Annotated in this window: 27 protein-coding genes and 1 pseudogene; 22 read left to right on the top strand and 6 right to left on the bottom strand. The window is 34.7% G+C overall.

From position 1 onward, the window contains the following. From IAE53_RS07350 to IAE53_RS07285, 14 genes and pseudogenes are all read left to right on the top strand, one after another. Positions 1-301 (top strand): annotated as a pseudogene (locus tag IAE53_RS07350) (IS30 family transposase); the annotation flags it as partial. Between the two features lie 1,165 nt (positions 302-1,466). After that, entirely contained in the window at positions 1,467-2,393 is a 927-nt protein-coding gene (locus tag IAE53_RS07345) for a DMT family transporter (protein WP_200136123.1), read from the top strand. A gap of 67 nt (positions 2,394-2,460) precedes the next feature. Further along, positions 2,461-3,273 (top strand): hypothetical protein, encoded by an 813-nt coding sequence (locus IAE53_RS07340; protein WP_200136124.1) that lies wholly within the window; start codon positions 2,461-2,463, stop codon positions 3,271-3,273. Positions 3,274-3,494: 221 nt separating this feature from the next. Further along, the gene (locus tag IAE53_RS07335; RefSeq protein WP_200136125.1) at positions 3,495-4,295 is read left to right on the top strand and encodes an alpha/beta fold hydrolase; all 801 of its coding nucleotides are present in this window, start codon (positions 3,495-3,497) and stop codon (positions 4,293-4,295) included. A 523-nt stretch (positions 4,296-4,818) separates the two neighbouring features. Then, on the top strand, positions 4,819-5,883 hold the full coding sequence (locus IAE53_RS07330; RefSeq protein ID WP_200136126.1) for a YdcF family protein: 1,065 nt from the start codon (positions 4,819-4,821) through the stop codon (positions 5,881-5,883). A gap of 20 nt (positions 5,884-5,903) precedes the next feature. Further along, complete coding sequence (locus IAE53_RS07325) at positions 5,904-6,302, top strand: DUF1093 domain-containing protein (protein ID WP_200136127.1); 399 nt, start codon at positions 5,904-5,906, stop codon at positions 6,300-6,302. A gap of 141 nt (positions 6,303-6,443) precedes the next feature. Continuing rightward, complete coding sequence (locus IAE53_RS07320; RefSeq protein ID WP_200136128.1) at positions 6,444-8,210, top strand: KxYKxGKxW signal peptide domain-containing protein; 1,767 nt, start codon at positions 6,444-6,446, stop codon at positions 8,208-8,210. A gap of 89 nt (positions 8,211-8,299) precedes the next feature. After that, positions 8,300-9,022 carry a serine-rich aggregation substance UasX gene (gene uasX, locus IAE53_RS07315; RefSeq protein ID WP_200136129.1) on the top strand — a complete coding sequence of 241 codons (723 nt, stop codon included), beginning with the start codon at positions 8,300-8,302 and terminating at the stop codon, positions 9,020-9,022. Between the two features lie 444 nt (positions 9,023-9,466). Further along, positions 9,467-10,225, top strand: coding sequence for a hypothetical protein (locus IAE53_RS07310; protein ID WP_233610691.1), 759 nt, complete (start codon positions 9,467-9,469; stop codon positions 10,223-10,225). Positions 10,226-10,236: 11 nt separating this feature from the next. Next, positions 10,237-10,827: an ATP-binding cassette domain-containing protein gene (locus IAE53_RS07305; protein WP_200136131.1), complete on the top strand. Its 591-nt coding sequence runs from the start codon at positions 10,237-10,239 to the stop codon at positions 10,825-10,827. 69 nt (positions 10,828-10,896) lie between these two features. Next, on the top strand, positions 10,897-11,844 hold the full coding sequence (locus tag IAE53_RS07300) for a conjugal transfer protein (RefSeq protein WP_200136132.1): 948 nt from the start codon (positions 10,897-10,899) through the stop codon (positions 11,842-11,844). A 15-nt stretch (positions 11,845-11,859) separates the two neighbouring features. After that, entirely contained in the window at positions 11,860-12,087 is a 228-nt protein-coding gene (locus IAE53_RS07295; protein ID WP_010385861.1) for a TcpD family membrane protein, read from the top strand. Position 12,088: 1 nt separating this feature from the next. Further along, positions 12,089-12,457: a hypothetical protein gene (locus tag IAE53_RS07290; protein WP_200136133.1), complete on the top strand. Its 369-nt coding sequence runs from the start codon at positions 12,089-12,091 to the stop codon at positions 12,455-12,457. Positions 12,458-12,592: 135 nt separating this feature from the next. Then, entirely contained in the window at positions 12,593-13,201 is a 609-nt protein-coding gene (locus tag IAE53_RS07285; RefSeq protein ID WP_085699106.1) for an alanyl-tRNA synthetase, read from the top strand. Between the two features lie 136 nt (positions 13,202-13,337). Here the strand turns inward: IAE53_RS07285 and IAE53_RS07280 are convergent, their stop codons facing one another. Further along, on the bottom strand, positions 13,338-13,826 hold the full coding sequence (locus tag IAE53_RS07280; protein WP_085699108.1) for a MepB family protein: 489 nt from the start codon (positions 13,824-13,826) through the stop codon (positions 13,338-13,340). 129 nt (positions 13,827-13,955) lie between these two features. Between IAE53_RS07280 and IAE53_RS07275 the strand changes: the two genes are divergently transcribed. Genes IAE53_RS07275 through IAE53_RS07260 form a run of 4 tightly spaced genes read left to right on the top strand, consistent with a single transcriptional unit; the run spans position 13,956 to position 18,251 of the window. Beyond that, entirely contained in the window at positions 13,956-15,977 is a 2,022-nt protein-coding gene (locus IAE53_RS07275) for a CD3337/EF1877 family mobilome membrane protein (RefSeq protein ID WP_200136134.1), read from the top strand. Next, entirely contained in the window at positions 15,977-17,149 is a 1,173-nt protein-coding gene (locus tag IAE53_RS07270) for a phage tail tip lysozyme (RefSeq protein WP_200136135.1), read from the top strand. Before IAE53_RS07275 ends, IAE53_RS07270 begins: the two co-directional genes overlap by 1 nt. Before the next feature lie 15 nt (positions 17,150-17,164). After that, entirely contained in the window at positions 17,165-17,689 is a 525-nt protein-coding gene (locus IAE53_RS07265) for a hypothetical protein (RefSeq protein WP_200136136.1), read from the top strand. Continuing rightward, the gene (locus tag IAE53_RS07260) at positions 17,679-18,251 is read left to right on the top strand and encodes a hypothetical protein (protein ID WP_200136137.1); all 573 of its coding nucleotides are present in this window, start codon (positions 17,679-17,681) and stop codon (positions 18,249-18,251) included. Before IAE53_RS07265 ends, IAE53_RS07260 begins: the two co-directional genes overlap by 11 nt. A gap of 32 nt (positions 18,252-18,283) precedes the next feature. On the opposite strand, the gene IAE53_RS07255 is transcribed toward IAE53_RS07260, so the two are convergent. Beyond that, positions 18,284-18,826 (bottom strand): NADPH-dependent FMN reductase, encoded by a 543-nt coding sequence (locus tag IAE53_RS07255; protein WP_200136138.1) that lies wholly within the window; start codon positions 18,824-18,826, stop codon positions 18,284-18,286. 120 nt (positions 18,827-18,946) lie between these two features. Between IAE53_RS07255 and IAE53_RS07250 the strand changes: the two genes are divergently transcribed. Together IAE53_RS07250 and IAE53_RS07245 are read left to right on the top strand one after the other, a co-directional pair. Then, positions 18,947-19,405, top strand: coding sequence for a thiol-disulfide isomerase (locus IAE53_RS07250; protein WP_200136139.1), 459 nt, complete (start codon positions 18,947-18,949; stop codon positions 19,403-19,405). A gap of 28 nt (positions 19,406-19,433) precedes the next feature. Continuing rightward, complete coding sequence (locus IAE53_RS07245) at positions 19,434-21,932, top strand: ATP-binding protein (RefSeq protein ID WP_200136140.1); 2,499 nt, start codon at positions 19,434-19,436, stop codon at positions 21,930-21,932. A gap of 31 nt (positions 21,933-21,963) precedes the next feature. Here the strand turns inward: IAE53_RS07245 and IAE53_RS07240 are convergent, their stop codons facing one another. Further along, positions 21,964-22,305 carry an MmcQ/YjbR family DNA-binding protein gene (locus tag IAE53_RS07240; protein ID WP_200136141.1) on the bottom strand — a complete coding sequence of 114 codons (342 nt, stop codon included), beginning with the start codon at positions 22,303-22,305 and terminating at the stop codon, positions 21,964-21,966. Positions 22,306-22,398: 93 nt separating this feature from the next. Between IAE53_RS07240 and IAE53_RS07235 the strand changes: the two genes are divergently transcribed. Beyond that, positions 22,399-22,722, top strand: coding sequence for a hypothetical protein (locus IAE53_RS07235; protein ID WP_200136142.1), 324 nt, complete (start codon positions 22,399-22,401; stop codon positions 22,720-22,722). Next, positions 22,715-24,097 carry a cell division protein FtsK gene (locus tag IAE53_RS07230; RefSeq protein WP_200136143.1) on the top strand — a complete coding sequence of 461 codons (1,383 nt, stop codon included), beginning with the start codon at positions 22,715-22,717 and terminating at the stop codon, positions 24,095-24,097. The genes IAE53_RS07235 and IAE53_RS07230 overlap by 8 nt, the downstream gene beginning before the upstream one ends. 84 nt (positions 24,098-24,181) lie before the next feature. Here the strand turns inward: IAE53_RS07230 and IAE53_RS07225 are convergent, their stop codons facing one another. From IAE53_RS07225 to IAE53_RS07215, 3 genes are all read right to left on the bottom strand, one after another. Further along, positions 24,182-24,631 (bottom strand): ASCH domain-containing protein, encoded by a 450-nt coding sequence (locus IAE53_RS07225; RefSeq protein WP_200136144.1) that lies wholly within the window; start codon positions 24,629-24,631, stop codon positions 24,182-24,184. A gap of 294 nt (positions 24,632-24,925) precedes the next feature. Beyond that, positions 24,926-25,246, bottom strand: a complete 321-nt coding sequence (locus tag IAE53_RS07220; protein WP_200136145.1) for a multidrug efflux SMR transporter — start codon at positions 25,244-25,246, stop codon at positions 24,926-24,928. Positions 25,247-25,370: 124 nt separating this feature from the next. Then, entirely contained in the window at positions 25,371-25,883 is a 513-nt protein-coding gene (locus IAE53_RS07215; protein WP_200136146.1) for a GNAT family N-acetyltransferase, read from the bottom strand. Positions 25,884-26,067 lie beyond the last annotated feature (184 nt).

Raw genomic sequence — 26,067 nt, 5'->3', positions numbered from 1 at the left:
ACTAAAAATCAAGTTATATTATGCGACACCGTCATCACCACAACAACGTGGCTCCAATGAAAATCGAAATCGTAAGTTACGTGATTGGTATCCTAAAGGCACTTCTTTTAAAGACGTGAAGCAACGACAATTAGATGAAGTGGCTTCAAAAATGAATGCCATGCCACTTAGACAAGCTCTGAATGGAAAACGACCAATGGTAGTCTTTGCACAAGAATATAAAGCCATGCAACGTTACCGTAGAGCTTATGAAAAACGTAAACACCGAATGCTCGAAGAACGCCAAAATGATGAAAAATAAGGCATTAAAATTGGTAATAAAAATAATGAACTTTAGGCACTAGATGTGTCTTTTTTTATTGTGCTTAAAATAAAATGATTTGAAAACGGTTTTATTGACTGAAACATTTGATATAATAGTGAGTAATTAGATTGCTAAAAGCCTTTGTATAGACATTTCAAAAGCGTGGACGCTCCGTTTACTTTTAAACACAATCATGTTATTCTTGATGAAGTTGTGTCTTAATTAAAAAAGAATCATCGTTTATTTTACACAGAAGTTACCGGTAGATTACCATAACATTAAACATGTGGTGTTTAGGTTGACCGGAGTCTGTAGAATAATAAGCATAAGGTTTGATATAGGAGTTGAAATACTTCTGTAACATACCTTGTGCTTATATTTTTGTCAAAAAGGCTTATTTCATTAAGAAAACCTAAAAAATACAAAAAAGCACAAAAAAAGACCAGCCAATGGCTAGTCGATTATGTACTTTGAAAACTAGATATAAAAATTGATTACTATAAAATAATGTCCCCACGACCTTATTAAAAAAATCAAATTTGCTTAACTAATCTTCAATAAGATAATTGTAAAGTAATTTGTTAAATATAGCAATCATGGTTGGCTCTTAATTAGCTAACTCGGAGCCTCTAAAAGAGTGTAGAGAGAAACGTCTAGGACAGTTACTTCAATCAAAGTAATTTGTTACTCCGTTAGAAAAAATCTCAGTACCAATGCGATGTGAGCATACTGTGGCACGTATGTTACACCAAAGATTCTGAGTCGTGAAAACAACAAAAGTGTGAGAAACTAAACACGCACAGAGATTTAGTTAATTGTTTTGTTTAATAACACGTGCCTTAAGATTAAAAATCTAAATTCAATGATCACCTGTATACTTTACATTGAAGAACTAACTTGCTGTTAAAACTAGCTAGTCAAGCTTAGATTAAGCACATTAGGTATCGGTAAATCATTAGATATAGGTTTTTGAGCAAAGTTTGAGTTTCAATGAAGAGCTACTGCAGTAACATTGGAAAGAGAGAAGTTGCTGAAGCAGTCATAATGAAAGATAAAATTACTGATTTATTATAAATATACAATATTTTGGTAATGATTACGTTGATATGCTAATGGAATTACTGTAACATATCAGGTAATATCATAAATTTGGAGTATAAAGTTGAAAAATAGGTCAGTAGGTATTTGGTTAGCTATTATCGGTTCATTCTTTTGGGGAGCTGCGGGAACAGTAGCTCAGTTTCTGTTTCACAATTATAATTTATCTCCACAATGGTTAGTAGGAATTAGGTTATTAACATCAGGTTTTCTACTTTTGGCATTTGTTTTTTTTGTTAAAAAGGAGCCTATATTAAATATTTGGAAAAGTAAAAGTAGTATTGCGCTGTTGTTAGCCTTTTCATTTTTGGGCATGCTGCCGTCACAATTCACGTATTTTATGGCAATTAGGTTTGGAAATGCTGCAACAGCTACTATTTTACAATTCACTGGTCCACTTTTCATTATAATTTTTATTGCATTAAAGCAATTAAGACTTCCCCGTAGAATAGATTGTATTTCAATTATTATTGCCATGATTGGTACGATTCTGTTAGTTACAAAAGGGCACTTAAATACATTATCGTTAGCTCCTACGGCAGTTTTTTGGGGTTTATTGGCTGGACTTAGTCAAGCTTCATACACTTTAATTCCAAAAAAATTGTTGAGCAATTTTAGTGCTCTAGTTGTTGTAGGTTGGGCAATGCTTTTAGGTAGTATACCTTTTGTTCCAATAATCAGCACCCATCAATTGACGGTATTTAATTGGAAAATTGCTTTATCATTAGTATTTATAATTGTATTTGGAACAATTTTAGCTTATTTGTTTTATATTCTTAGTTTAAAATATATTGAACCTGCTATTACCGGTGTATTAAGTGCATTTGAACCACTAACAGCGACAGTTCTATCTGTAGCCTTACTTCATTTGCATCTTAGTTTCATTGAAATTATTGGGGCTTTCTTGATTATTTTAACTGCTTTTTTACAAGTGTGGCCTTCAAAAAATTCAAAAATACCAAAAAATATTAAAAGCAGTAAAAAGTATTAGTTATCGATTGTCTTCATGTATTGTGAAGACTTTTTTTATATAAAGAAGAAAGTAGAGAATTTACATTATGGTTAATAAGTTTGGTAGTTTATCACTACAAGGAAAAAGTATCGGAAAGCTCACATTTGCTGGGCGTAATTTAGTTGGTGCTAATGCTGATGTGGCAGTAGCGATGTTGAATGTGAATAACACATTGAATACTGAAAACGTCACACCACAGGCTGGCTTTGATTTTAGTATAGCTTTTGGTACACCGCTAAAATTGATCGATGCAAAAATTATTGCCGGTACTGCTCGCAGTAACCAAAGAAATGGCGCTCGTGTTGCAACTAAGACAGGTACTTTGTTGCCTATGTCTGATACAGCAACAGACACTTTACCAGAAGAAGATTATGATGCCGTATTCGTATCAGGTAAAGACAAAACAGTTCACGGACGTGCTCGTAGTGCTGATGCGTTTGATAGTCATGATTTAGTTTTGTTTAGGGTTACACCTAATTATAAAACTGACAATCGTGGCGAAGTTGCCCGTGATGATTACGATGAACCAATTATTTCAAATTATCAGTTCAACTTTATCCAACAAAGCAAATCAGGCGATGTTGGCAATGATGATAACATTGTCCGTATTTTGATTGACCCAGCAGAAAGTGAACGCTTGCAAGCTGGTTTGAAGCCGGGGGACAAGTTAGTACCACAAGGTTTGAAGTTTGCATTTGCTGGTAATGATGCCACTGATTGGACGGTGTATGCTGATACGTTAGTTGCACTTGATGAAAAGGCAACAGAAAAACCAACATCACATCAAAATAAGACAACTGCTAATCAAGCTAGCAAACTTAAAAGTGAGTCGTTTTATGAGCATTTAAAAATAGCATAAGTAACTACGCTATGTCTACATTAAAATATCTAAAAATTCATAGAGGGTTGTGGTTTCTAAAGAATGCGATTTTGGTTTTCTATATATGAACTATTTTTAACGTTCAAAAGTTAAGAATTCTTATACTAAATTCAGTTCCGTTTAAAGTGATTGCGGTTTAATCGGTTAACCCATAAACTATTTATTAATTATAATTTTATTGAAAAGCGGGTAAGAAATCAATGGAAACAAAAATATTTGAGAATATAGAATATCAAGTTATTGGGAACGGTATGCCAATAATATTTTTACATGGTTTATTTTTAGATAAGAGCTCAACTAAGATTTTTTTTGAAAAAGATAATCACCTTGCTGAATTCAAACGTATTTATTTAGACCTTCCAGGAATGGGTAACTCATTACCCACACCTGAAGCGACCACTGACGCTATTTTTAAAAAGCTTTTAAGTTTTATTGATTATGTAGTTGGAACACAAGAATTTATCATATACGGGCATTCATATGGTGGCTACTTGGCACAAGCAATTGCTTATCATTATCAGAATCAAGTTAACGGTTTATTCTTAACTTGTCCAGTGGCTATTGCTGATAAAGAATTACGCTTAGTAGAAAGACATAAAAGTGAATTTATTGGCGAAGTACACCATTCTGAAAATGAAACATTTTACGATGACTTTGAGTCTATGAATGTCTTAATTAGCCAATCACGATGGGCGGCGTACCAAGATCTTATTTTACCTGGTCTAAATAAGGCTGATGCCAATTTTTTAAAACGTCTTCAAGAGAATAGTTACACCATATCATTTGAAGAAAAATTACAAAATCTAGGACCAAATACAAAAATTCAATTAGTTTTGGGCAGACACGATCATGTAGCAGGGTATAAGCAACAGCTGAGTAAATTTATAAGTAATGAGAAATCAAATATAACGTTACTGGCATCTGCCGGACACAACGTTATGATAGATCAACCTAAATATGTGTATGACCTATTTGATAATTTTTTAAATACTTTTGAATAGTATTTAAAGATAAACTTTTGTCCTTTATTTTGTGAGAACTTGTTATTCTTCCATAAGTCAAAAGTTATCAACTAATTCAGGTCAGAAAATCTACAACAAAGCCGACAAAGCAAAAGGTTAATAGCTAAACAATATAGTAGAAAGGTTAAAGGCTGATTCAACAATCAGTCTTTTTTAGTTGTTAGAATGACACAGAAAATGATTTATTTTAGTTTTATGTTTGGGGTTTGGCTCGTTTATGTTGGGTCTATGCTCCCTATATTTTTACTCTTTATGAGTTTGGGTCAATCACTAGATGTCGCTATGATAATTGCTAGTGTTGTGACCTTTTTGTTTATTATCGTTCAACGAACCTTTACAGAGTTACATGTAATCAATCACACAATAACAGCTAATAAACAGACTCACTAAACTTTTGTGATAAAAAAATTTTAAGACATTTTGAGCAATAGTTTCTGCTTTTTTTGTAAAAACCTCTTTCATGCTACAATTGAAGTTAAGTAAGAGAGGGGATTCATTTATTATGGGCAATATTTTTGATAACTATTTTAGTTATTCTATATTTTTTATTGCCGCATCAGTTGTGATGTCGGCAATAACTTTTCTTCTAATCAAGAAAAACCGTTATAGACTTCTGTGTGGTATGGCAACCATTGCAACCATTTTTAGTTATTTTGTCTCACTTTCCATTATTGTGCTCCAGATCAATAACAAAGTGTTGACCTATATCTATTTAGCTGCGTTGGTATTAATTTTCATACCCATTTTTTTATTGACATTTTTAAGCGCATTCTTATTTATATGGAATGGCATCATAGTTTGGCGGCGTGAAAGTCATTCAATTGGAAACATGCTCACTTTAATTATTGGCGTTTTACTGCTGCTAATTCCAATTGTCTTTAGTTTGTTGAATCGATATATTCCAAACAACAAAATTATTGATTTTTTGGAGAATGTTTCATACGGCTTCCAAAATTATTTACTTTTCTGGGTTTTGACATTTCTTGCATCTTATCTGATTACAAAAGTAGTTCGTCCAAAGTTTAATAAAGAATATGCTATTATTTTAGGGTCCGGATTGATTAACGGTGATACGGTTTCACCATTGCTCGGCTCAAGAATTATGGTTGCTGCCAACTTTAAAAATCAACAATTCAAGAAAAATAAAATGCCTATGAAATTAATTATGTCAGGTGGCCAAGGGAGAGATGAATTGTTGGCCGAAGCTGAAGCTATGAGAGAATATGCAATTCATCATGGGGTGCCAGAATCTGATATTCTAGTAGAAAATCAGTCAAAGAATACTTATCAAAATATGATTTTTTCTAAACAAGTGGTTGAAGAAAATGGATTTGATTTACAAAAAGGGATTTTTGCAACAAATGATTACCATGTTTTTAGAGCAGCGGGTTTTGCACATTTAGTTGGCTTGAATATCGATGGTATAGGCTCTAAAACAAGTAAATATTTTTTGCCTAATGCATTAATTCGTGAATATATAGCAATTCTTTCTAATCACAAAAAATTTCACATAGCTTTTATGCTAGTCATTGTGATTATTAATATATTGCCCATATTTATCTCTTAGAATACAGGAGTAAAAATAAAATGAAAAAAGTAAGTTTAATCATTGCAAGTTTATTGACATTAAGTTTAGTGATTGGTCTAGCAATTCAGGTCAGAAATTATTATTACAACACCTATGCAGCGTCCAAGGCATATACTAGGGTGCCCCTAAAAGTTCCTAATCGTGAAGAAACAAAAGATGACACGGGAAAGGTGATTAAAGGATCATACAGTTATCAGTATCATTTTGAATTTGTGACCGCTGATGGTAATAAAAAAAGGGTTGCTTTTGAACTATCAGGAGAAAATGTTACACCATTTAAACCAGGCGAATTTTTGGAAGCGGAAGTATCGAACACTAGAGTTGTATATGGTCCAACTGCCATTAAACAAAATAAAATACCAAAATCAGTGTTAAAAAAGATTTCAGTAATTGAATAGAATATACAGACATTACTCTGTTAAAATGAGAAGTTTCCATTCGGAGGCTTTTTTTTTGAAACTAAACGATTGTGTTAGAAATATTTTATAAGGAAGGGAAACAAAGGCTACCTAATATGTAGTCTTTTTATTTAGAAAATTATGGAAAATGTAAAAAAATATAAGTTGTACAAGTCAGGTAAGCTCTGGGTTGCCGAGGCTGTTGCAGTAGTTGGTGTTGCTGTGACTGCTAATACCACAACTGTAAGTGCTAATACAGTTTCAAACGCTGATGCACAAGCAGTGACAACGACTAATACCACGAAAAATGACAAGCAAGTGCAATTGACTGCTTCATCAACTGATCAGACTAAAACTGATGATACGGCTAAGGCTGATACAGTTTCATCAACTGCTGAAAAAAGCACTGTGCCAACAACTGCTGGTTCAAATGTGACACAAGACCAGGCAAAAGATAGTGTTGATAAGGCACAAGATACTGTTAAGAATGACGCAGATACAGCTTCAAAGGCTGGCGTTAATGTGACGACTGGTAAGACAACTGATGTCACAATCAATGATGACAACGCTTCATCAAAAACAGATGAAGTGCTATCTGACTTGAATAAGCAAGACCAAGCGGTTAAAGACGCTACGGCAAAGCAACAAGCTAATGATCAAGCTTATGACAAGGCAACAACGGATCAAAAAGACGATACGACAAAGGGACAGGCTGATATTGACAAGTCAACTGCTGATTTAGATAAAGAAGTTGATCATGCTAAGCAGGCAGGTATTGATGTCAGTGTTGAAGTGTCAAAGACTGCCCCAGAATACAAGTCATTGAAAGGGCTAGAGGGTCAAGATTTGTTAGACGCAATGGCTTATAACATTGATTTGTACAATAAGGCGATTGCGGACGGTGTCGCAACACAAAATCAAGACGCACAAACTTTGGCTAAGTTGACGGCTGAATATCAAAAGCAAGTCGCTGATTATCAAGCCAAAAAGGCAGCCGTTGATAAGGCAAATGCTGATAAAAAAGCAGCCTATGATAAGGCAGTGGCAGAGTTTGAAAAGGCTGTTAATACCGAAATTAGTATGAGTGCTAAGACACAAACTGACGCTTCAAGCGGTCAATACAAAACCTTTATGACTTCTACTGTTAATCAAAAGACTGGTGAATTTACGCTAGAACACGACATGAATGACGGAGTTCATGTGATTGGTCATGGTGTTTTGAAAGGTAAGGTCAATTGGAAAGTTGTTGCCAATGGTGATGGTTCAGAAACAATCACAGTTTCATCAATTGAGTTGTATTCATACACTTATACGAACTATTATCAAAATTCGGCTGTTAACCAAAACATTAACTTCCATGTTTATGATTTGAATGGTAAGGAATTGTTCTCTGTTTATCATAACGGAAATACAACCTTTACCAAGAACATCAACACAACGACAGCGGTTAACAAGACGTTCACATTAGCACCTAATGCGACAAGTTCAGCTATTCAATTTTTGACAGTTGATGATAACTGGATTTGGAACACACATGGTCAAGTGGAATGGCAAATTAAGAACACCAATGTGACACCAACTTCGCCAACGTATGAACAAGAGCCAACGGCACCAGTTGCGCCAAAGGCAATTGTTCACAAGATTACTGTTGCCGATATGCCAACGGCTGATAAGCCAGTTCAACAAAAGGTATCAGTTCATTTCTTTAATATTAAGAAGACACCAAAAGTTGAAAAGACGGTAACATCGGTAACTCCAACCACACCAAAAGCAGTTGAGACGGCAAGTATTTTGCCAACGACACATGCTAATGAAAATCAAGGTGGCGCATGGTTAAGTGCATTGGCTGGTTTAGCTAGTCTTAGTTTGGCTTTTGGCATCTCTAAAAAAGGTAAAAAGCAAAACTAATCTTAAGAATTGATCTAGTGACGTTATCACATCATATAACCAAATGGGGTGTGAAGCCCAATCAATAAAATTGTTAGGAGACAATAAACATGTTGCAAAAACAACTTTTAATCGCAGGGTCTATGTTAGGGGCTTTAGCATTAGGTCATCAAGCAGTTAGTGCCGATACTGTGCCCACAACAACTGATACTAGTAGAGCGCAATCAGTACAGTCAGTGCAAGTTCCATTACCTACTGTTAAAGCAGTCGTACTAAGTGCCACTGATGTCACAACGAGTGATGCCAGTTCAACAGTAGATGACGGAACAACAGTTCACAATGGTGGTGTGCCAAATGATGACGGCACGAATACCGATAATGGCGGTGGCTCTTCATCAAATGATGATGGCACGAATACTGATAATGGTGGTAGTTCTTCATCGAGTGATAGTGATAGTGGTTCAAGTTCATCAAACGATAATAATAATAATGGCGGTTCTAATACATCAAATAATGGGAACACGTCTCATGTTGTAACTGTGACACCTGATAACAGTGGTAACGCTGTCAACGTGCCTACACAAGTCGCTAGTGATGCTGATGTCTCAAATGCTGTGAAAGGCTATAATCAAGCACTTACGGATAATGGTAAAGATGCTTCAAATGAAAAAGTAGTGCAAGCTAAAAAGAATTTGGATAATGCTGTTGCCAAAGCCTTACCCAAAACACATGCCACAGAAAAGTCATCAGTGGGTGGCAGTGGTATCTTGGCATTGACAATGTCTGGTTTAATTGCTTTAGGTGGTTTGATTTATAAACGTAAGCATCTATAAGACAACAAAAAAAGCCACTGTTGCCAGTGACTTCAATGGTTAGGTTGAATATTGATAACTTTAATTTTGCTTACTTTTATGTAATGCGCCTAACCAAGAGTTAGTATAGCACATAATGACATTGAATTTAAATAAGCCACTGTTACCAGTGACTTGGTTAGGTAGAGTGAATGTTTTTAATTTAGAAAACACATAGTTATTTTATGTAAATTAAAATCTCTACCTGACAATTTATTAGTATAGCACAACAAAGGAAGGGGGTGAAACATTCATGGTCTCCCAAAACTCAAAGTGCATTTTGAGTCACAAAGAAACAAAAAAATGCCGATCAATTTAGTTAAAAAATTTCATTATTAAACATAAAAATAGATTCATTCCAGACTAAACTACCTAAATATTTCCAGATAGTATATAATAACTATGTTATGACATATTAAGGAGAATATGATGAGAGATATAATGGCTTTATGTAAAGTCTATATAATTAATATAATGAGTAATAAGTTTGCTTTTGTGTATAATTTGTTACTTCCGATTATTTACTTTATTTATAAGAATGTAAATCTCTCTTCTGCAACAAATCATTTTAATACTACCACAGCTGAAGCACTTGGAAATTTTTGGGCTTACATCATATTTGTGACTATACTCAACAATGTTGTTGTGTCCTTAATTGTTCAACGAGAACAAGGGTTTTATAAACAAATGTTGTTTGTGGTAGGGTCTAAAATAAAAGTTGTTACTGCAATATTTCTCGTTCAATTAGCCATAATTTGTTTAGAGATTAGTGTATTTAATGTTGTGGTGATGATAATCATACATCAAGTCAGTTTTAAGTTGCTTTTGGCAGGAGTAGCTGTTGCACTGTTATCAGCCTTACCAGTGACGCTAGTAGGTAGTATTTTATTCATATTCAGAATTAAGATTGAATCCGTTAACATACTTCTTGGCATAATATTATTTGGATTATTTTTTATCATGTCAGTGCCAACATCTTATTCATTTACTGGTCTGTTTAATCTGTTTAATCCGTTGAGTTTTGTGACTGAAATGTCAATACAAATACAAAACATGATGTTTAATATTGGGGTAGTTAGTGCTGGAATTTGGCTTCAAATGGCTATTGTCAGTGTTTGCTATGCAATCATCGGCATTTATTCTATCTCCAAATTCTCTGTATATGCGATTGCAGATAGAGTTTAAGGAGCAAAACCATGGAAATTAAAAATTATTCTGTGACATTTGGTAATCGTCAGCTTTCGTCTAATTTAGATGTGTCTTTTTCAACAAGTAAAATGAATATTGTTATGGGTGCTAATGGAGCTGGCAAAAGTACGTTATTAGACTTTGTAGCTGGAGTAGGGCCCAAAGGAGCTGTTGGTGAAAAAGTAGGAATTCCTTCTTACAAAAAAATCGCCTATCAACTACAACAAGTTCATTTTTTTCCGACTTTGACTGTTGCACAGACCGTTGAATTTTATAGCAAACTGACCAATAAACCAAAAACAAAAATGTATGAAAATGCGCAAACGGTGAGGAAAAATTTATTGGATCCGATTTGGGACACTAAAATGGGACAATTATCTGGTGGTGAGCGACAAATTGTTTTAACCTACGGTCAGTGTTTATTAGATAAGGAGGTTTACATTTTTGATGAACCAACAAGTGGCGTAGATGAAACTAATGCGCCTGTTATCTTGAGTATGATTAATGATCTCGTCATCAATGAACATAAAATTGTCATTATGACTTCTCACCATTCTGATCAATTAAAACAATTTGATCTTAATTTGATAACGTTGTAATTTTTTGAAACATGGAAACATGTTTTTTTTATTGAAAAAATTAATTGAATTTATGAAAGGGGGTGTGGAATGCGTGGTCTCCCAAAACTCAAAGTAAATTTTGAGTATGAAAAGAAACAAAAAGAAAAAGCGGTAAAAATTCCAAAAGCACATGTATATAATTTGAGCAAAGTACGTAAAATTGTGGTTGGTTTGTTGATTATCTTAGTGCTTTATTTTGCCTATGTTTTAGTCTTAGCCAATGGTGTCGCCATTAAAAATCGTGAATTAAGGCATAACATTACTAATCTCACAACTAGACTTGATAAAGCCAGTGCTGGGACAACCAGTTATAACCCAATTGTGGGGCAATACTTGGCAAACTTTGTGACCGCTTATTATACGTTTGATAAGACCAAAAGTGATGCTTGGTTAGATAAGGTTACACCTTATTTTGCTAAAAATGTCACGTTATCATCATCAACTAATACCGAAGATATGAAGCTGTTACAAGCTAAATTGAACGGTATTTTTACTGTGGATAGTATCAAAACAGCACAATATAATCTCACGATTGATAATGACGGTAAGCAAAATGCTATGACTGTTAATGTGCCGTATACACAAGATAATGATAAATTGACTGTAATTGGTTTGCCTTATGTGTCTAATGAGATTGATAGTGTTGGTCAAGTGGGTAAAGCCAGATTTGATAAGACTGGTAAAACTATCAATGATGAAGCGATCACGGCAAAGGTTCAAAAGTTTACCAAACAATTCGTGCAAAAATATGTTTCTAGTTCAACTAAAGATATGTCATTGTTCATGAATAACCCTGTGGGCTTAGATAATGCCGTTGACTTGGTTAGTCTCGATGAGAGTGATATTAAAGTCACTGGTTCGGCAGATAAGCCAATTGTCACTACTAAAATCACCGTTAAAGTACATGGTTCAGATATTACACAGGTTCAGACAATTTACTTAGAACTTAAAAAACAAAATTCGACGTATTTTGTCACGAAGTTTTTACAGGCTTAGAAAGGAGGTGTCAGATTGGACTTTTATAATTCAATTAAACCTTTATTGTTAGTTGGTACAGTTGTTATTGCTGGTGGACGTGCGTTGATGCATTATGGCAAAAATGAATCTAAAGATATGTGGATGTCAATTTTTATTGGTGCATTAGTGTATTTTTTCGTCAATGGACCGCAAAATAGTTTACAGGCGTTTAGTGGTATTTTGAATGCTTTGTTAAATTGGGTTAAGGGTATTGGTGGTTAAGATGTTTAATTATCGACGAGTGTATATCAATTCAGCCAAGTTTAGTAAGATTGGCAAAGGCATGCGTTTACCGATTATGGTTGACACAAGGTTTTTGTACTTGTTCTCAATCACTTTAATTATTACGGCTTTCATTAGTTATGTCTTAGGTTGGTTTCACATGCAATATCTTAGTTTAGGGTTTGGGTTAATCATAGTCAGTGAAGTAGCTGTTTACTACTTAGACCGAATGCTAAAAAAAGATAACTTACCATTTGAAACAACGATCAGATATTTAGTGACTTATGTTTGGCAGTTTTGGTTTCGGAAAAATCAATTGTATCAGGGAAAGCGTGTTAATAGTAATTCAAAGCAGTACATGATACTGTAAGTAAAAAATTTTAAAGAGCATGTGCAAACATGCTTTTATTAAGGCATTGTCAATCAAACGATAGGACAAGTTGGGGCAGCACCAGCAGATGCGTAAAATAGTTGAAAAAGACAATGAGAAAGGTGGTGTGTTAAAATGGACATAACAAATCGAGATGTGAGAGAAATAACAATGCCAAAAAAGCCAAATAAAGAAAAGTTACTTGACGAAGTAAAAGATGAAAAGCCTGTTAAGTCAAAAATATTAACTTTGCCAATTCTCATTATTGGTTTTTTAGTTATTCTTTTTGGGGCATACATGGTATATGCGATGACACATAAGCATATTACAAGTAAAACAGAAACATCGACCGTTGTTAAAACATCAAGTAGTTCAGAAAAATCATCATCAAGTACCAAAAAATATGTTGCCGGTAAAGATTACAAAATTAATTATAGTAACACCAACTTGATTGATAGGGCTACTTTAGATAAGGCTTTGAAAAAAAGTACCGGTGCAGACATATCTTACATGATGGATACGTCTGAAGATGGTGGCAACATGGCAAAGGTCGAAGTCTACTACAACAAAGATAAAAACTTGTTGGTTGAAAATTTGTTTAAAAACGGACATTCTGATAGTGAAGCGACAACTGCTGTTGTATATGATTTAAAAAATAATCAAATTGTCAATAGTGGCGTGAATTATGACACAAATTACCAACCGTCATGGTTAGTCTATACATGGGAAAAAATAACTAAATAAGTTTAAGACAAACATTTACAAAACTTGTAAATGTTTTTTGTTCAACCTAAGAATCGAAATTATTAGATCAATCCACAAATAACAAAACGTTTTCAAAAAAAATATGTCACTCGGACAATACAGTTGAGAATAAGTTTTATCTTTGATTCAAAAGTAAACTAATTTTTTGACTATCTACTCTTTGAGATAAATCGACAAAGTAAGGAGCTTGCCAGGATTGTGTTTTGACAGCTGTATTATTTAGATTATTTTCCCAACTCGGATATACCCTAAACGCCATTTTTCCCTTAATATTGCCACTATTTAGAATTTTGTGTTTTATTAAAATAGATTTTGGAAAGATGAATAGGCCAGCTTTCGCTTGATCTATAATGCTAGTCATCAATAAATCCGGACTGTTTTCGTCATCAAAAGGTTTATTTTGATTATATTCATTTTTTTCCCATGCCACCACAAAATATCCACTTTTTGTTGGTGTTTTTTTTGCTAAGCGACTGCGTATGCTATGGTCGCCCAATGACAGAATCAGTCCCTCATAATCACTGTTTTGTTTTTCTTCATGAACTTCAGATATTAAAAGATTGTTCTGGTTTGCTATTATTTCTAACACTTCTAAAGATTTCATCGGGACTCCATACATCGAATTTTATTTCATTTATTCTATCACACAATCTATCACTCATGTATCAAATTAAACAAGCGAGAAACTTACGTTTATGTAAGTGCTTTTAACGTACAGAAGAAAGGAAAATTAATGAAAAAATCAATTTTATTACTGATCGTAATTGGATCAATGTTTAGTTCACTTGTTGTTAGTAGCTTTATGATTGCGCCACAACATGTTTATGCTTTAACGTTCGATTCCAAAGAAATAAAAGAAGCCAAACGTGAGTCGGATAAGGAGGCACTGGCAAAGGATAAAGCAGACGGAAAGGCAGTTGATGAGGGGACAACACAACCTACACATACCGAAAAAGCAATTAAAGACAAACTAAGATATAACGACATTGATTGGATAAACAAAAATATTTCAAAAAACTTCACAGTTTATTATCAATCTGGTTCATTAACAGATTTGGGCTTAAGTTCAGCGCATCTTCTAGCGAGTTTGTTTATGTCACTTAATTTATATATCATCTATCCGTTGTTTGATACGGCTTTATCGAAGATGTTTGATTTAACCAATATCACGCAAGGGATCAATGATATTTTCTCAAACGTCCAACAGTTTACCAAACAAACATGGGCTGGCGAAGTTTTTAAGCAACTACTGTATACTGCTTTTGGTTTAGGTCTTGTCTGGGTGTTTATTCAAAGTGTTAAAAGTGGCGCTGGTCTGAAAGCTATTTTATCAGTTCTGTTAGTTGCTATTATTGGTAGTGCTTGGATAAGTGCTGGTGGTACAGTCTTGACGAAAGTTAATCAATTCACGTCCACTGCTCAAACTGCGATGTTTACTGAAACGTCTAATATTAACGGACGATTTACTAATAGTGGCGATAAATTTGAGAGTGCAATCAGAAAAGCTTACTTTGAAAAAGCAGTTATTCGTCCCTATACATTGGTGAACTTTGGAACAACCAATTTAGATGCCAGCGAAAAAGACGGCTCGTACCGTTTAATTGGTGGTAAAGCTGATAGTGATGTGATTGATGCCCTAGCGAAATCAAATGATTATCTTTCAAAAGATGGTGGGGAAGAATGGTATCAAGCATCTGTCGGTCTTATGGCACCAATTATGTCACTAGCTTATGGAATACCATTGCTGATGATTGGTGTATTTAATTTGATACTTCAGTTAGGGGCTATTTTACTTTACTATTTGTCTCCATTTACAGTTTTACTTTCTCTTCTACCACGCTTTTCAAACAGTGCTTTAAAGACAGGTTTAAGTGCGTTAGGTTTGCTATTTGCAAAAATCGGACTGCTGTTTGGCATCATGTTTGTTTCATGGGTTGGTACAGTCACAGATACGATTGTACCAGTTACAAATAGTGCCAGTGCGCTACTCAATTCAATTGTCTATATTGTCCTAATGGTTTTGCTTTGGAAAAATAAATCATTCCTAGTGCAAACAGTTACTGGATCATCAATGGCAAATCAGGCTTTGAATAAAATTCAACTCACACAGGCAGGACAACGTGCAATGTTAGCTGGTAGTGAAATGGTCAACTCAACTAAGCATGGGCTAGAAAATGTCAAAGGTTTTAGTGGTCGTCATGCTAAAGACAAATCGGAAGACAAGTCAAATGATGAGCATGAAAGTTCGGACAATAGACGTGGCAATGCACCTGATGAGCAAGAAATGCGTGAATTAGAAGAACAACGCAGACAAGAACGTGCAGAACGTTTGGCTGACGAAGCAGAACGTCAACGTCAAAGAGATGCTAATGAAGAAAATATTGATCCTGATAACTTTGATGAAGATTACACTGATAGGCGTGGTTATGGTAATGATGATGAATTGCCAACTTATACACGTACACCTTATCTCATTAAAAATCACGACAATAACGCTAGTTATGATAACGGTTCTCATGAGCCTGATAGGTCATTTAACCGTGGTCGAGCATTAGATGACGAAAGCAGTGAAAAACTGACTGAAAAGAGACGTGAAGCACGTTCACAAGTTTTGAATCCTAGTGCTAAACCAGTTACACCAAAATCAATGATAGTAGATGATGATAAATTGCAATATCGAAACTTTGATGAAGCCGTTCATCATCAAGAACAAATCACACAAGATGAGGAAAAAGAATTAGATAAGGAGTTGTGATGCAAAAACAATTAGTGTCTCATTTCAAACATAAAATTGTGCTTTTCTTAGCGCCTTATTTAGCTTTCTTCTTAGTGCTGTTACTTATCGTAATGGCACTTTTTTATCAGGATAATAACAATGACTGTCAAAGCACAGATACCACAGTAACAGTCACAACAAGTGCTGATAAAGAAGCGGTTGGGAAATCAATTCATGATAACTTGAAAAAAATATCAGGTGTAACCGAAGCTGGTATTGCTGGTTATTTAGGTAATACTGAAAATGAAAGTGGTTTTAATGCCAGTATTGTGCAATCAAATGCGACATTCAATGAAAGTACCGCCATGAATGCTAGTATCAGCGGTTATGCTTTGGGTCTTAATCAATGGGACAATTCAAGACGTGTTGAGCTGTTGAATTATGCGAAATCACAAAATAAGCAATGGTCTGATGCTGGTTTGCAGTTAGATTTTGCTTTAAATCATGACGGCACAAACTCCGATTTGTTAAAGCAAGGTTTGAAAATGACCAACGTTGATGATGCCACTGAATTTTTAAGAGCAAAGTGGGAACGTGGTGGTGCAGGTACTACTTCAAAAAGACAAGCCTATGCTCGTGCTTGGTATGCTAAGTTGTCTAGCGGTTCATCAAATACTGCTGTTGATACGGCAACCAATGGCACAGAAACCACACAAAATACTGATAATACAACCAACAATTCAAATGGTTGCTCAACTAATTTTGCGCAAGGTATGGGAACGAGTGGTGCGCCAGTTAAAGAAATTCCTAGTGCTTATAAAAGCAAAATCAAGGACACAAACTTTACTGCCACGTCATCATCAAACACATATCCATTCGGGCAATGTACTTGGTATACCTATAATCGTATGCAAGAACTAGGTACGCCAGTTGAAAATGGTTTAGGTAATGGTGCTGATTGGGGTAAGAATGCTAAAGCCAAAGGGTATAAAACCGATGGTCAGCCACATGTTGGTTGGGCGGTTAGTTTCTCACAAGGCGCAGACGGTGCCGACCCGACTTACGGACACGTAGCCGTAGTTGAAGCGATCAGTGATGACAAAACACATTTCTTAGTTAGTGAATGTAATGTTGTGGCATCTGGAACTGGTACAGTCAGTTTCCGTGAGTTAACGGCTGGTCAAGGTGTTACCTTTATTCAAGGTAAATAATCGAAAGGAGAAAGTATGAAAAATAGCCGTTTAATCATCTTTGCTAGTCTAGTATTGGCTGGCATTTTATTAGTCCAGTTCAATCAAATACCAAACTTGGATAAACAATTAGGACAAGCTAGGGCAGATTTAAAACAGGCAAAGGCAAATCAAGTCAAATCACAAACGATTGTATCAAGTCCAAAATCCCAACAATCAAAAGTGAGTGATAGTACTAATCAAGTGACTAATTTTGTTAAGACATTTAGTAATCAGCCTACTTCAATTTATCCTGATGCTTTGAAAGGGTTGGCAACTCAAAAAGTGATTAACGAATTCACACAGACTTTTGCGCCTAGTGTGATCTTCAGTGACAAGGCGCATTATGATGTGCCACTTGTCGGGCTTAAAAATGCTTGGGGGTCTAACTTAGAATACTTGGTTATTGCTAAAAGTGATGCACAGAGTGTGGCTTACTCAATTATTTATGATACTGATGAAAAACAAGTCACAGATATGTCACGACTAACCTTGAAAGGAGCATTCAATAATGAAAAATAAAATCTTACTTAGCATTATGGGTTTGCTTTTGGTTGGTCTTGGCATCATGATGACTATTGCAAATGGCAAGCGAGCGCAGATTGAGCAAGTGAGAAAGGAAGTGGCACAAGTGACGAACAAACAAAAGCATGTGACCACACAAATTGATAACTTGCAAACAACCTATAATGCTAATGATGCAAAAGCAAAAAGTAAGTTGTTAGAATTTGCAAAGGTTTATTATACTTTTAGTAGCCAATCAGATTATGACAAGCGTTTTAATCAAGTATCAGACATTCTAAATATATCAAGTGACCAAAAAAATCAATTATTTGATAGTGGACTAGATTCCACAGGCGGGTCACGAATTGATAATTTGGGTCTAACAAGTCAATATCAAACAGCCACAGGTTACACGAGTGATTTAGATAATCAAACAATCGAAAGCCTAGCAACTGTCGTTGTCAAAACGAGTGGTACAGCTCAAAAAGCAATCTATCAAACCGTGCTAATACATGGCTGGTTTGATATCAAAACGCAGAAATTAACATCAATTAAAATCAATCAAATACTGATCAATTAAAAAAAGCTAGTCCATAAAGGCTAGCTTTTTAATTAAAACTTTTCAGCGAAAGTAACAAATTGCTTTGCACTATCAGCCAAGAACTTCTTAGTATCTTCGTTGGTAATTTGACCATTTTCATCAGCTAAATTAGCGACGTTCCCAATATACAATTCTGGTTGTTGCATTGTTGGCATGTCAAGGAAAACAAGTGATTGACGCAAAATGTGATGTGCTAGAACACTAGCAATACCACTCAATGATTGTGAAGCAACCAATGCTGGCTTGCCACCCCAAACGCTTTGTCCCCACGGACGTGAAGCAATGTCCAATGCATTCTTCAATGCAGCTGGAATGCTACGGTTGTGTTCTGGTGTGACGAAGATGAAGGCATCTTGAGAAGCGACTGCTTCACGGAACTTCACATAAGATTCAGGTGAATTTTCGTCTAAATCTTGATTATACAAAGGTAAATCACTAATGTTCAAATAAGTGACTTCTGCATCGGCTGGCAAACCAGCAACCAAAGCGTCTGCGACACCTTTTGAATATGAATTCTTACGAATTGAACCAACAATAATACCAAACTTAGTCATTAATATGAGACCTCTTTCTATTTACTAAAAGTAAGTGTAACTCATTTATTATGATTTGACAAGTAGGTTTAAATAAAAAGACATTATTTGTCTATTAAAATTAAACAAGGAGAACAACAAGTGAAACATTATATCAAAGGCGGTAATGACACTAAAAAAAGGAACAGGAAGACATTACCCAAATCAATTACAATTATTATCAATAAAGTATTACCAGTCATTTTGTTGCTAGTGGCTGGTTTTTTCTTTATTCCATACGCATCAATGAATTTTCAAAATAATGATGTCAAGGGACTGAATACAAATGCAGAAGCCGTAATGTTTTACAATTCCGATTGTGCACATTGTCAAAAGGTCTATCCCAAAATATTCTGGCACAATGTTTTGAACTTTGACAATGACGACAAGCAAATTCAAACAATCAATGTGCAAAACCCTAATAACAAGCATTACATTAGTGATTTTGCTGTTCAAGAAACACCAACGTTTATGAAGCCAAATAACCCAGACATGAAATTAGTCTCAATTGATGTCAAGAAAATTAACAGTTTTGCAGAGACCGGGGCAAATGATCAATGAAAAATTTAGAAAGGTAGGACACTAGACTATGGCAAAAAAAGCAACGGTCAAATATGAAAACCCTGTTGTACAGTATCGAGATAATTTAGTACTGACAACGATTGGCGATGTATGGGCTTATTACAAGATTAAACCATTTCAAATCAATGTTGCCAATGTTGAAGATAAACGCAAATACAAAAATAGTTTTATTGATGTGTTTGAACGTTTACAAAAATATGATGATGTTGATTTAAAGTTGATTCCAAAAGATATGGACTTAGCTGGTCGTATTCAAGGTACAAGCGATGATTGGGCTGATGACTTACGAGAAGTTGCAGAGTATTATATCGGTCAAGAAGAAGTTAATCTCTTAGAGAGTGAGTTTAACCCAGCCATTATTGATGAGTTTTATATCGGAGTTAAGCTCAAAAATATCAACGTTGGTGATGACTTGAAAGACAAGGTTAGTTTTGTGACTGATTTAGTCATGAAGCGCATTGCCGAAACCTTTAGGTATCAGGTCAAATTTGATGATATTTTCTTTGAACGTTTTAATACCATGAATGAAGATGTGTTGAGTATCTTGAAATCAATTGATGCCGAGAAAATGGACGAAGATAGATTAGTTGCCATGCTTGGCTTGCCTTATCATCACGAAAAGGAAAAATCACTTATGGCCATGCGTGATACAGTCTTTGATTTATCACATACAGGTGTGATTAAGCGTATCACTGATGAAAAAGAAGATTACTTTACGCATCTAGTGATGAATATGCCAGACAAGATGCAATTTTTGTCTGTGTTACCAGAAATTCAATCATATAAATTTCCTGTGGAAGTGCATATCAAAATCAATTTTCCACAAAGAGACGGTTGGCGTGGTTTAAAACAACAAACCAAATCATCAAAGGGTAAATATCGTGATGAATTACGAGATGCCTTTAACACTGATGAAGATAGTTCTAAGCGTAGTGAATTGAATTATAAATTGGCGAAGAATTTGGTCAATGTCCTTGATGATAAAAATGGTTTTTTGCAATGGTCGGTTATTCTTGTGGTTCGAGATGAGAACGTCAAAGAGCTAAAAAAGAAAGTCAATAAACTGAAAACACGTTTAAAGACGTTCGAGCGTGATATTGAGTTGTATCAACCAAGTTTCAATCAAGAACAATTGTTGTATCAAACATTACCTGCGGTTAATTTAGGGGTCTTCAAACAATGGCGACAATACACCACTGTACCAGCACTAGCCGAGTTGATGTTTGGTACTAGTCAGGCGTTAGGGTCACACACAGGTTTCTATGTTGGTCGTGTTTTGAGTTTAGATAAGTTTGAGACTATCCAGCAAGCCGTGGCATCTTCCAGACTATTATTATTACTTAATTTAGTGATTACCAACAAAGGCATCAGAGGGGCTAAAACAGATAGTCCTCACCTTGCATTATCAGGCGATACCGGACAAGGAAAGTCATTTTTGTTTAAATTATTGTTGCTTCACATGGCAATGTTTAACGTCAAGATTTTGTATATTGATCCTAAGCAAGAAATTCATAGGTGGTTTATGCGAGCATTAGAAACCGAGAAAAACCCTTACTTCCGTAAGTTGATTGAGTCGTTTCATTTTGTCACTTTAAATGCCAATGATAGAAATAATTTAGGGGTGCTTGACCCAATTTTAACTTTGAATGAGCAGAGTACCGAAGATGATATCCCTGATGTGTTGACATTGGTTAAAGAAATGTTAGTTCAAATCAGACCAATTTCACAAGATATTCAATTAGAGACTGCTCTTAATCGTTCCATTAGTAAAGTTTGTGCGATGCGTATTCAAGGCGAACAGGTTGGAACTTTAACAGTTTTTGATGAATTAGCTAAAGGTTCACAGGCTGAAAAAGACTTGTCAGATTTCTACCAAAGTATTGTCCCAAAAACGATGTTACGCTTAGCCTTTAGTGACGGTTCAACAGATAGTTTGCAGTTTAATGATCAACGGACAATCTTAGAAGTTACTGGTTTGCAACTACCCAATGCTAAGCAAGATGGCCGTACTTATACCGAAACACAAAAGTATTCAATGGCTTTGATGTTGGCACTAGGTAAGTATTTGGAAAAGTTTGGTCGTGCCAACCCAGATGAGTTTAGTTTGGAAATGATTGATGAAGCATGGATATTTACGACTTCACAGGCTGGTAAGAATGTGTTTGATAGCATCAAGCGGTTAGGACGTTCGGAAAACAACGCTGTTTTTTATGCGACACAACGTGTTAAAGATAGTGATGATGAAGAAAGTATCGGACAATATGGTCAATTGTTTGCGTTTGATAGTTCTGATGACCGTGAAAATATTTTGAAACAGTTTAATTTGCCAGTAACCAAAGCCAATATTGAAATGTTGGCTAACTTGAAAAAGGGGCAATGCTTGTTTAGAGATATTTATGGTCGAGTTGGTAAAGTGGTTATTCACTCATTGTTTGATGAGTGGACGGCTGCTTTAAAGACAGTTAATTCAAATGAGAGTGCCAAGTTGGAAGAAAAGTATGCTTAGAAAGTAGGACAGTATGGAGAATTTTTATATTTTAGATTGTTAAACGACTACTTTCTTTAATCATTTGCACAATTTCATCTGATGAAATTTCTGTTTGATTAACATGAATAGTGTTCCAATGCGTTTTATTCATGTGATAGCCAGCTTCAATACCTTGATATTGTCGCATAAGTTCGCCATGACTTGGTTCTAATTTGAGAGTAATTTGTAGGTCATGGTCCTTAACATAGATCAAGGCTAGTATTTTGGAATTACTCTTTTGCTTCATAACAGTCCATTCTATTTTTTCATGGCTATGTCCACCATTAAAAGGATGGTCTTCAAAAGAATTGGTATGTTGCTTAACTAAATTGATAAGGTTTTGTTTGTTCATTTTATGCCAGTTTTTCTTTATTTACTTTTTATTATATTCATTATTTATTTGTTTGTATAGAAACTATTGTTGTTTAAATAGGAGAATTAAAAAATGTCGCAAGAATTTACGCTTAATGATTTAAAGCAATTTTATCCAAAGTATGAGGAGGGTATGGATTTAACACAGAATATAGTTCAGGATATTAGAAAACGTTCAAATGCTTTACATAATTTGTTAAGTGGAAGTAAAGCGTTGTCCAGGCATAGATGTTTAATAGATTTAGATTTAAGTTTAATTGGGTTTGCTGAAACAGCAGAGCATTTACTTAAAATTGGTCGAACTGATAGCTTAGAAATATTTGGTTGGTATTTAGATTTTAATGATGAATATCGTGAAACAACTAAGAAAATGAGAGGGCGTATTTTTTATGTTTAAAACAATTAAGTATAGTGATCAGTATTTGGCAAAGACTCTATTTAAAAGGGGTTTGCTTTTTGTTTTGGTTTTAGTCTCGATTTGTTTTGGTCTTTGGTATTTAAATATATTTCAAGCAGTGATGCAAGGACAATACAGCTGGTGGTATTTGTTACCTATTGTTTTAAGTATCGTTTTGACTGGTTTGTTTGGTTGGGGTTTGTTTTGGTTTTATAAGCATTATGCACCAGAACATTCTGATTTTATTTCAAAGTATTTGAAGACTGTTGAATTACGCCAGATGATAAGTTTGTTGATTATCTCTAAAGGTTTCTTTGATACTGCTAGTGATGACAATGGGACATTTATCGCTTATTTTCCAAAATTGAAATTAAAGGTACTACACAAAACAGGTCAACTGATTTTACAAGAGCCAGTAGACGGCCAGAAATACATGGAAAGTTTTTCTAAAAATGAGTTTGATAATGTGGTTGAAACGGCGTTACTCGCTGATAGACAGACGACTGAATTTAGTAAGAATAAGATGATTAGTACCTTTGCTTTTGACCCAATTAAATTTAGACGACAGTTAAAAGAATTAAAACCTAAAAAAGGGTTATTGCAGATTTCAAAAGGTATTGATTGGAAGTATGACACTTTTTACAATGCTTTAATATCAGGTAACGTTGGTACTGGTAAGTCGTATACTATGTTTGCAATTATCGGGCAGTTGTTACAGGTCACAAAGTTTGTTGATATTATCGACCCAAAACGGTCTGACTTGGCTAGTTTGAAGTATGTTGATGAATTAAAGGGACGTGTTCATAGTACGGCATCTGAAATTAACGCTGCCGTGATTAAGTATTATCAGTTAATGATGAAACGTGCAGAACGTATTGAAGAATTAAAGGCATCAGATCAGATTGGTACTTATAAAGACTTCGGTTTTGAGCCTTGCTTTTTAATTTTTGATGAGTTCGGGGCGTTTGTTGAAATGAATGATCGGTTAGCTTATGATGACCCAATCAAAGCAAGCTATGACACAGCAATGTCTAATTTGAATGAGATAGCGATGTTAGGACGTGAACTTGGTTTTTATATTTTGATTGGTATGCAGAGACCTGATGCGGGTTCTTTGCCAATGGCAGTACGTAACCAATTGAATATGCGTATTAACATGGGTGTGCCGACACCAGAAATTGAAAAAATGGTATTCCCCGATAATGAAAAACAATTACGCCCTTTGTCGTCATATTTGAAAGGGTGGGGTTTTATTAAGATTGGGGACAGTCAAGTCAGGTCATTTTTTGCACCAGAAGTACCAAAAGATTTTAATTTACATGAATATATACGTGAAAATATCGCAAAGTACCAAGTAAAGCGAAATAAAAAATAAATGACTATCAAAAAAGCAGTTTATAGTAAACTGCCTCATGCTGTTCAATTTGTATATATTAGTCTATTTATTGGAAACTAATTATTATTGTAGAGGGTATACAACGTGAAAATTTTCGAGAACCATTTTAGCGTCTTGCTCTTTGAACACAAGTCCTTCTAATTGGTATTCGTTGACAAAAAATTTATTATGAACATGACGCCAGTATTCTAGGCTTCGGTCTCCTTCACCTTCAAGATAAGCATGTTTTTCGCTAACATCAAGGTAGTTTTTAATCTCAACGTTATCATTTTGTATGACACAAATGGCTTGATTTTCACTGTCTAATACCACATCATAGGCACCTAGTTGCGGTAGGGGTTCATCTTTTTCGTATAAGTCTAGTGAACTTGTTGTTGCTGTTTTTTGACCACTTATGACCAAATCTGCCAGTTCATCAGCAGAGACCCCAAATTGAAAAGCTGATTGCATTTTTGCGTCGTGGGGTACACTATTAGATTCTTGTGCTTTTTTAAAAAGTTCATTTGGTGTCATTTTTGATTCCTCATTTTTAGAAATTATCTTAATACCTAATTAATTGTATCACTTTGTAATTTTTGTTCAGGAAATAGTTTTTAAAAACTATATTATAGAATGTTTTGAATTGTGTAAGTAAAAAATTGGTCTAAATTTAATTGGCTTGTGAAATTTAAAAACTGATGTGATGAAATAGGCGTTTTAAAGACTTTGTGAAAGTTTTTGATAACGACCTATTTTTTAGTACCTTTAAACGTTGTTGTAGCGTTACTTTGTATAGTCAAGCTTATGTTAACTTGAATTGGTATAGTTTCAGTGCCCACTGGTGAATTTAATACCAATGATACCAATAATAAGTAAGCAAACGAAAAACCAAGTAAACATACTTAATTTGTCACCAAAAAATAAGACGCCAATAATGATTGAACCGATTGCTCCAACACCAGTCCATATTGGATAAGCAAGACTAAGAGGTAAATTTTTGAGTGATAAAGAAAGCAAGGCAAAGCTAATAATCATTCCAATAAAAGTTAGTATGGTCCACCAAAAATGTGAGAAGCCATTACTAAGTTTCATGGTACTAGACCAAACTACTTCAAAAATTCCAGCTAAAAATAAATAAATCCAAGTCATTTTTATTCTCCTTAAAATAAAAAACAGTTCATGCCACATCTTCATTGACCTAATGATGTGGATGTACTGCTTAGAAGCTGTTCCCGGTGGAACAAAATACTATATTTAATTTACAAGGTTAGGACTAAATTTCTTTAACCATAGTTAAATCAGTTTGTGGATCATCACCCATATTAAAGGTATGACTGCCAACGAACTCAAAACCTAGATGTTGATAAAAGGCTTTAGCATTCTGATTAAATTCCCACACACCTAACCAAATACGATTTTTTCCTAATTGAGTTGCTTTTGTAGTCGCAATATTATATAAAATTTTTCCTAGACCTTGCTTTTGGAATGACTTTCGGATATAGATGCGTTCAATTTCTAATGCATTTTCAAAATCATCTTCGGATTGCGCATCATTCACATTTAGCTTGAGATAACCCATAGTTTCATTCGTGTCATTGAGTACGAAATAAAAAAATGAATTTTTATTTTGTAGTTCTGCGGATAACTTTTCCAACTTGTAACTATTTGCTAAGTAGTCTTGCATGTTTTGTTCTGTATTTTGAGCTGCAAAAGTATCGTAAAAGGTTTCCATGCTTACCTTTTGTAATTCATCGAGGTCTGTTAAGTCTAATTCTTTAATATGCATGCTGTTTTCTCCAATTTTGAATGTAAAAATACAAAAGCAGTTAACTGCATTTCTTCAAAGACCTAATGAAATGCAATCAACTGCTTAGCGTTAAGCAAGGTTCCCGGTGGAACAATTATCTTTATACTAGCATAGTTCAACAAAGAGTTCAAATATGAAAGGAGCTAATTATATGAAGTACCAC

The sequence above is a fragment of the Leuconostoc sp. S50 genome, from assembly GCF_016624925.1.
Classification (GTDB): Bacteria; Bacillota; Bacilli; order Lactobacillales; family Lactobacillaceae; genus Leuconostoc; species Leuconostoc pseudomesenteroides.
This window is presented reverse-complemented; position numbering and strand designations above follow the sequence as displayed.

Coding starts and splice junctions, on each gene's coding strand:
- IAE53_RS07255 (WP_200136138.1), bottom strand. CDS start 18,826: ATGACTAAGTTTGGTATTATTGTTGGTTCAATTCGTAAGAATTCATAT.
- IAE53_RS07290 (WP_200136133.1), top strand. CDS start 12,089: ATGTTTAATTATCGACGAGTGTATATCAATTCAGCCAAGTTTAGTAAG.
- IAE53_RS07240 (WP_200136141.1), bottom strand. CDS start 22,305: ATGAACAAACAAAACCTTATCAATTTAGTTAAGCAACATACCAATTCT.
- IAE53_RS07320 (WP_200136128.1), top strand. CDS start 6,444: ATGGAAAATGTAAAAAAATATAAGTTGTACAAGTCAGGTAAGCTCTGG.
- IAE53_RS07340 (WP_200136124.1), top strand. CDS start 2,461: ATGGTTAATAAGTTTGGTAGTTTATCACTACAAGGAAAAAGTATCGGA.
- IAE53_RS07280 (WP_085699108.1), bottom strand. CDS start 13,826: ATGAAATCTTTAGAAGTGTTAGAAATAATAGCAAACCAGAACAATCTT.
- IAE53_RS07325 (WP_200136127.1), top strand. CDS start 5,904: ATGAAAAAAGTAAGTTTAATCATTGCAAGTTTATTGACATTAAGTTTA.
- IAE53_RS07220 (WP_200136145.1), bottom strand. CDS start 25,246: ATGACTTGGATTTATTTATTTTTAGCTGGAATTTTTGAAGTAGTTTGG.
- IAE53_RS07235 (WP_200136142.1), top strand. CDS start 22,399: ATGTCGCAAGAATTTACGCTTAATGATTTAAAGCAATTTTATCCAAAG.
- IAE53_RS07225 (WP_200136144.1), bottom strand. CDS start 24,631: ATGACACCAAATGAACTTTTTAAAAAAGCACAAGAATCTAATAGTGTA.
- IAE53_RS07230 (WP_200136143.1), top strand. CDS start 22,715: ATGTTTAAAACAATTAAGTATAGTGATCAGTATTTGGCAAAGACTCTA.
- IAE53_RS07300 (WP_200136132.1), top strand. CDS start 10,897: ATGCGTGGTCTCCCAAAACTCAAAGTAAATTTTGAGTATGAAAAGAAA.
- IAE53_RS07270 (WP_200136135.1), top strand. CDS start 15,977: ATGCAAAAACAATTAGTGTCTCATTTCAAACATAAAATTGTGCTTTTC.
- IAE53_RS07260 (WP_200136137.1), top strand. CDS start 17,679: ATGAAAAATAAAATCTTACTTAGCATTATGGGTTTGCTTTTGGTTGGT.
- IAE53_RS07285 (WP_085699106.1), top strand. CDS start 12,593: ATGGACATAACAAATCGAGATGTGAGAGAAATAACAATGCCAAAAAAG.
- IAE53_RS07245 (WP_200136140.1), top strand. CDS start 19,434: ATGGCAAAAAAAGCAACGGTCAAATATGAAAACCCTGTTGTACAGTAT.
- uasX (WP_200136129.1), top strand. CDS start 8,300: ATGTTGCAAAAACAACTTTTAATCGCAGGGTCTATGTTAGGGGCTTTA.
- IAE53_RS07275 (WP_200136134.1), top strand. CDS start 13,956: ATGAAAAAATCAATTTTATTACTGATCGTAATTGGATCAATGTTTAGT.
- IAE53_RS07310 (WP_233610691.1), top strand. CDS start 9,467: ATGATGAGAGATATAATGGCTTTATGTAAAGTCTATATAATTAATATA.
- IAE53_RS07265 (WP_200136136.1), top strand. CDS start 17,165: ATGAAAAATAGCCGTTTAATCATCTTTGCTAGTCTAGTATTGGCTGGC.
- IAE53_RS07335 (WP_200136125.1), top strand. CDS start 3,495: ATGGAAACAAAAATATTTGAGAATATAGAATATCAAGTTATTGGGAAC.
- IAE53_RS07305 (WP_200136131.1), top strand. CDS start 10,237: ATGGAAATTAAAAATTATTCTGTGACATTTGGTAATCGTCAGCTTTCG.
- IAE53_RS07330 (WP_200136126.1), top strand. CDS start 4,819: ATGGGCAATATTTTTGATAACTATTTTAGTTATTCTATATTTTTTATT.
- IAE53_RS07215 (WP_200136146.1), bottom strand. CDS start 25,883: ATGCATATTAAAGAATTAGACTTAACAGACCTCGATGAATTACAAAAG.